This window comes from Floccifex sp., assembly GCF_051873555.1.
In the GTDB taxonomy this organism is placed as follows: domain Bacteria; phylum Bacillota_I; class Bacilli_A; order Erysipelotrichales; family Erysipelotrichaceae; genus Floccifex.
On record NZ_JBJEEY010000150.1, the window covers coordinates 1 to 5461 of the forward strand.

At 32.3% G+C, this 5461-nt stretch carries 5 protein-coding genes; all 5 read right to left on the bottom strand.

What is annotated here, in order from left to right; all coding sequences use genetic code 11:
- Positions 1–257 precede the first annotated feature (257 nt).
- Genes ACI32A_RS08605 through ACI32A_RS08625 form a run of 5 tightly spaced genes read right to left on the bottom strand, consistent with a single transcriptional unit; the run spans position 258 to position 5243 of the window.
- Positions 258–1091, bottom strand: coding sequence for a helix-turn-helix transcriptional regulator (locus tag ACI32A_RS08605; RefSeq protein WP_439754646.1), 834 nt, complete (start codon positions 1089–1091; stop codon positions 258–260).
- 2 nt (positions 1092–1093) lie between these two features.
- Positions 1094–2527, bottom strand: coding sequence for an ASKHA domain-containing protein (locus ACI32A_RS08610; RefSeq protein WP_439754647.1), 1434 nt, complete (start codon positions 2525–2527; stop codon positions 1094–1096).
- Entirely contained in the window at positions 2524–3159 is a 636-nt protein-coding gene (locus ACI32A_RS08615; RefSeq protein WP_439754648.1) for a cobalamin B12-binding domain-containing protein, read from the bottom strand. The genes ACI32A_RS08610 and ACI32A_RS08615 overlap by 4 nt, the downstream gene beginning before the upstream one ends.
- Positions 3152–4237, bottom strand: a complete 1086-nt coding sequence (locus ACI32A_RS08620) for a uroporphyrinogen decarboxylase family protein (protein WP_439754649.1) — start codon at positions 4235–4237, stop codon at positions 3152–3154. Before ACI32A_RS08620 ends, ACI32A_RS08615 begins: the two co-directional genes overlap by 8 nt.
- Positions 4224–5243, bottom strand: a complete 1020-nt coding sequence (locus ACI32A_RS08625; RefSeq protein WP_439754650.1) for a uroporphyrinogen decarboxylase family protein — start codon at positions 5241–5243, stop codon at positions 4224–4226. The genes ACI32A_RS08620 and ACI32A_RS08625 overlap by 14 nt, the downstream gene beginning before the upstream one ends.
- Positions 5244–5461: the final 218 nt, after the last annotated feature.

Here is a 5461-nt window from a genome sequence, read left to right on the forward strand (position 1 = left end):
CTGAAATTGACATTATTGACGTACAATTATCAACTTTTTAGTTGAACTTAGCGTTCATATAAAAATTCCTCCTATAATATTGATTTAATGTATAATATTTCCCGCAGCTTTTGTATAATTCTGTCTTCTTTGGTAATTACATCTTATCATAATTAGAAATCGTATTTTTGGTTATTTTTTACATCAAACAATATATTATTTACAATAAATGAATTATTAAAACAATGTGACAAAGAAAAGTCGTCTTGTTAGACGACTTATGGATGTTGTTTTATTTGTTTTTTAAATTGCCCAGGTGTAATGGAGTAAATGTTTTTAAAAGATTTATATAACGATACTTCGCTTTTAAATCCACATTCCTTAGCAATTTCATTCATACTTTTATCAGTTTCCATCATTAACACTTTTACTTGTGTTAAGCGTCGTCTAATAAAGTAATCATGAATGGATAATCCCATAACGTCAGTAAATACATGAAGCATATAGTATTTACTATAACCTAAATAATTTTCCAGCATCTGTAATGTTATATCTTCTGTATAGTGGTTTTCAATAAATTCAATAATGGATTGCACCATTTTATGTTGTGCATTATCTTCTTGTATTCCCAATGCATAATGAGATAAATCCGAAAACAATCGATATATTGCCGAAGTGATTCCCATTGCATCGACTTGTGAATATTTTTTGAGACTTGACCAGCATGTTCGAAAAAAAATCACGGATTTTTGATAGAAACAAGGATCTAAATTTATTTTTTCTTTTTCAATGAGTGTTTTCATGTTTTTTCCTTGAAGAATAGCATACTCAAATTGTGCATGATTCCATTGAATTTGTATTTCTTTTTTCCCATGAAAAAATAAACTGCATTTTTCATCTAAAGAAAGACATTGTCCATCTATCCATATCAATGCATAGCCATGATGAATCAATAAAAATAAGCTTTGATTGTCTTTTAAACTCATTTGCATTTCATTGTCTTGTTCTATTTGTGAATCCAAAATTTCCTTGGCCAGCAATAATTCTGAATTCATGCATTCTTCTTTCATCACATAATGATGAACTTTTATCAATTCTTCATTTTTTTTCATGTCTACACCTTTTTAAAATACATTTGTTCCATAAAATAATTTGTGAATGTTACATCCTGATTTAAATCAATTGTTTTTGTTTGTTGATAGTTTATGCATTTTTGAATATTTTGTGACAATGCAAATTCACAAACACCATGAATGGCACTGTTTCCAACAATGACAATTTTATCTTTCCAATCACTTGGAAATAAACCAATTTGAATCGCATTTTCAATATCTAAATGCGAACTGAAGCCACCTGCTAAATATAAGCAATCTAATTCTTGTACTTTCATGTTTTCTTTTTCTAATAGCGTAAGAATTGCTGCTGACATGGCTGCTTTCGCTAATTGAAATTCACGAACATCTTTTTGCGATAAATAAATATCATCTGTGATATAGATATCATTTTCCATATATCCTGTTTCATCAATAAAATTGTGTTTCAAACATTGAGATAGAAAAGAAATATAACCACTTCCGCAAATGCCAATTGCTTCTTTTTTGTCTATAGTTGTATATTTCCATTCTTTGTCATACCAAATGGATTGGATAGCTCCAGAAATAGCGCCCATTCCACAAGACATTTGCCCACCTTCAAAACATGGTCCACAGGCAGAGCTTGTCGCAGTTCTGGTTTTGTTTTGTTGATTATATAATACCATTTCTCCATTGGTTCCTAAATCAAGAAACAAAGAATTTTGGTTTTCAAAGTCTTGCAAAATCATTAAACCTGCTAAAATGTCACTGCCAACAAAACTTGAAATGGGTGGTAAAACTTGTAGAGGACATGAAGGAAGATACTGAAAGATGGTTTGACTATCCATTTCTATGTACTCGTTTTGTTGGCATGTATAAGGTGCTTGTCCAATCGAATATACATCAAGTCCCATAAAAATATGCGTCATTGTGGCATTTCCACAAACACAAATTCGATCAATTTTTAATTTTGATTGCAGCAATGCATCTTCAATGATTCGAACCACTTGTTGTTGAAGAACAGAAACACCCACTTGACTGCAGGCATCGATTCTTGAAATTACATCGGAGCCAAAACTTCTTTGGGGATTTAATTTTTTTGATTCGTAAACACAATTACCTGTTTTTCCTTCGTAGATAGCAACAACAATGGTTGTGGTTCCAATATCAACGCCTGCAACAAATCCACAATCTGCTGTTGAACACTTGGCTTGGATGCCTTCAATTTGAAAGTTTTGTTCTCTTGTGATTTCACATTCAATGTCTTGTTCACATGTAGTATGGCAACAAGCTAAATGTATGCCTTCTTTCTTTTCGTTTTCTGTTAGTATTTGTGTTTCTTTTTCAGTATAAGGTAATTCATTTTTTGTGACCTTAAATTTACATTTTCCACATTTTCCTCTTCCATTACAAGGAAAAGGCAGATTCATGGATTGAAGAATCGCAAATACATTTTCGCCTTTAGAAACAATCATGAATACATTTGATCCAGAGCATCAGCTAAGCTAACGGCATCTTCCGTATATAAATCGGCTCCAATCTGGTCACAATAAGCCTGTGTTACAGGAGCTCCACCAATAGCTACTTTTACTTTATCTCTTAGATTTCTTTCTTTTAATGTTTCTAGAACTGTTTCAAAATAAGGCATAGACGTTGTTAATAGAGACGACATACAGACTACATCGGGTTGATATTGTTCTACGGCATCCGCAAATGTATTTGCATCTACATCCACTCCAATATCTATGACTTCAATATCTTTTGATTTCATCATTAAAGTACATAGTTTTTTTCCAATGTCGTGCATATCACCTTTCACTGTACCAAAAACAACTTTGCATTTTGATTTGTCTTCTGATTTTACCAAATAAGGTTCCAATATATCAATAGCTGAATTCATGCAGCGAGCTCCAATTAATACTTCTGGAATGAAAGCTTGTCCTGCAGCCCATTTTTTAGCAATATCATCCATTCCCGCTAATAATCCTTCATTCAAAATAGTTTGTGGGTCTTCTTTTTCATCTATGCATTGCTTTACCAAAGAATTAATTTCGTTCATACGTCCTTTAATTAATAAATTACGAATGCTTGTGATTTTTTCATTCATCTTTTTTTCCTCCTGCTTCACTTCCATATCGATAGGCTTCTTTTAAGAATGCAACAACATTTTCAATTGGTACATTATCTTCTAATCGATTATTAACTGTAAAAATCGTTCTTCCTGTTTCTGGTCTATAATATGTATCAATTAAGAATCGTGTTTCATTAATAGCGTCTTGTTCATTTCCAAATGGTAAAACACGTTGTAAATCCATTCCTACCCAGAAACTTAAATCATTTCCGTATGTTTCTTTGACTTGTTTTTCATCCATTGTGTATTTTTGAATTGGATGAAGTACATCAATTCCGGCTTCAATAAATTGTGGAATCAAATTAAAACAGTCACCGCAACAATGCATCCATACATGTAATCCTAAGCTATGAGCATAGTCACATAATTCTTTATGATAAGGAAAATAAAATTCTCGATACATTTCAGGTGAAATAAAAGATCCTCTTTGCATTCCTAAATCATCTCCAAAAGCAACTCCATCAATATGTGCTTCTTCTTTTCCTCGTTTACAAATGGCTTTATGGAAACGAAGAACACGTCGATTGATATCATGGACATCTTCTGGATTTGTATATAAATCCATTAAAGAATTTGTCATTCCGCGATAGCGCCAGATACTTGTCCAAGGTCCATCGGACATCCATGCCAATCGATAGCGTCCGTCTTCTTCTGGTGCATTTTTAAACATATCTGGATAATTGATATCTGGAACATCTTTCGAAATTTTACGATACGTTTCCCATGAAATAGCAGTTTCTTCATCAACACCTACTTTTTTTGTTCGTCCAATAGATGGATCGGCATTTGGTACATCACACCAAGTATATGTTTCTCCTTCTTTTCCAAAGACACTTGGTTTTACCACATAGAATTCCTGCATATCTTCTGGATATTCTTCATACAATTTTTTTAGTACTTCTTGTTTGTCTTCGCTTAAAAGATCTAAGTGTACCCAAGTTCCAAAAGCAACGCCTGGTCTAGGTGCGCCTCTTCCTTCAATACAATCAATCATTTGTTGACGTGTAAAGGGTTTATATTTTACATTTTTAAATTTTTCTTCAAAGTTTTGCATCGTTTTTTCTCCATTTCTTTATACTTTCAAAGCATTGATCTATATTTTCCCATTTCGCTTTGGCTGGAATATCGCATCCAGAAGATAAAATCCAGTTTGGATAGTCTTTACAAGATTCATAAATTTCTTTCACTTTTTGATCCATTTCTTCAATACTTCCTTCACAGAAAGCACTGACTGGATCTATGTTTCCAAAAATCAATACGTCTTTTTTTGCATTTGGTAAAACATCTTTTAATTGAATCGCATTTCCAAAATGATAGCCATGACATCCAATGTTCATGATAGAATCCAAGGCTAGTGGAACACTAGATCCACAATTATGATAAATAATACTAAAGGAATCATCTTGTACATGTTCTACAATGTCTTTTAAATAAATACTTGAAAAGGTTTCGACAAAGTCTGGTGAAAGTAGTCCTGCCAATGGTTCAGCAACAATCACGCCATTGGCTCCTGCTTTTTTAAAGGCTAATAAATAAGATTCGATAAAGGAACTCACTTTTTTTAATACTTCATGCACAAAATCTGGATTCAATATACACTGCATCATGATTTCCGATACATCCATCAAGCGTCCAGCCAATGAAAAAGGTCCAATGGCACCGGCAAATAATGGTTTATCTAATTTTTTTTGTGCCAATGTTTCAATGGCTTCTACATACATCTCACAGCGTGTTCCTTCAATAGATGGAACATGAAAATTTTGTACATCGTTGATATTGTTGAATAGTTTTCCTTTTATATTTGGTACTTCGTTTTCTTCAAAAACAATATCCATTCCAAATGCTTCTGCTTCCACTGATAAATCCATTAAACCAATATAAGCCGCTTGTTGATTGGCTCGTTTTCCAACGGTTTCAATCAACGAAATACAGTCTTCTTTCTTTGTGACAACGTCTTTTACAGTTTTTGAAATGAGTTTTGTTCCTGGAAAACTTAAAATCAACATTGGGTTTTTATTGATTATTTGCGTTTGTTTCCATTTTTTAAAAGAATAATCCATATTGCATCACCTCAAATTCAGTATATTGAAATTATAATGTTATGACAATTAACGAAGTTGTGAATTTATTACCCGAAATTGCGATTTTAATGACAAAGAAACAAATAATCAGTTTTTTTTATTATCTCGATGTGAAATTAAAATAAAGAAATGTTAAAGTATAATGGTAGTGTAAAAAATTTATGAAAAACTCGGTATGAGAAGATTGAAATTTGAAT

What these genes read in the sequence shown, in the direction of transcription:
- ACI32A_RS08605 (WP_439754646.1), bottom strand. Translation starts at nt 1,091, where the DNA reads ATGAAAAAAAATGAAGAATTGATAAAAGTTCATCATTATGTGATGAAA.
- ACI32A_RS08610 (WP_439754647.1), bottom strand. Translation starts at nt 2,527, where the DNA reads ATGATTGTTTCTAAAGGCGAAAATGTATTTGCGATTCTTCAATCCATG.
- ACI32A_RS08615 (WP_439754648.1), bottom strand. Translation starts at nt 3,159, where the DNA reads ATGAATGAAAAAATCACAAGCATTCGTAATTTATTAATTAAAGGACGT.
- ACI32A_RS08620 (WP_439754649.1), bottom strand. Translation starts at nt 4,237, where the DNA reads ATGCAAAACTTTGAAGAAAAATTTAAAAATGTAAAATATAAACCCTTT.
- ACI32A_RS08625 (WP_439754650.1), bottom strand. Translation starts at nt 5,243, where the DNA reads ATGGATTATTCTTTTAAAAAATGGAAACAAACGCAAATAATCAATAAA.